This window comes from Thalassobius vesicularis, assembly GCF_004799325.1.
GTDB lineage: Bacteria > Pseudomonadota > Alphaproteobacteria > Rhodobacterales > Rhodobacteraceae > Thalassobius > Thalassobius vesicularis.
On sequence record NZ_SSMD01000034.1, the window covers coordinates 1 to 466 of the forward strand.

Below are 466 nucleotides of genomic sequence, written 5' to 3' on the forward strand. Positions count from 1 at the left end.
GCGCAGAAGAGCGAAAGACGCAGATCGTGGCTGCGGTGTTGCGATTGGCCGATGAGATTGGCCCTGATCGGTTAAGTACAACAGATGTCGCTCGCGCCATTGGCCTCAGCCAGCCCGCGATCTTTCGCCACTTCCCGACAAAAAACGAACTCTGGCTGGCAGTGGCCGAGGATATCGCGGAACAGCTGAAGGCAGCCTGGACTACAGCAGAAACCTTGGCTACCGGGCCGAATGATCGATTGAAGGCTTTGATAGAAGCACAGCTATCAGCCATTGCCCACACGCCGGCCTTGCCTTCAATCTTGTTCTCCCGCGAATTGCAGGTAGAAAATCCTGGCCTGCGCAATGTGTTTCGCGAGATCCTTGGAGCATATCAGGGCCGATTGGTTTCTGCGATCCGTGATCAGCAGGCGTCAGGGGATCTGCAGGGTGACGAAAGCCCCGAAGACATCGCCATTTTGTTAAC

General features: G+C 55.8%; 1 protein-coding gene. It reads left to right on the top strand.

All coding sequences use genetic code 11. The features are described from left to right. On the top strand, positions 1-466 hold a 466-nt coding region (locus E7681_RS18665), incomplete at both ends, for a TetR/AcrR family transcriptional regulator (protein WP_136340768.1).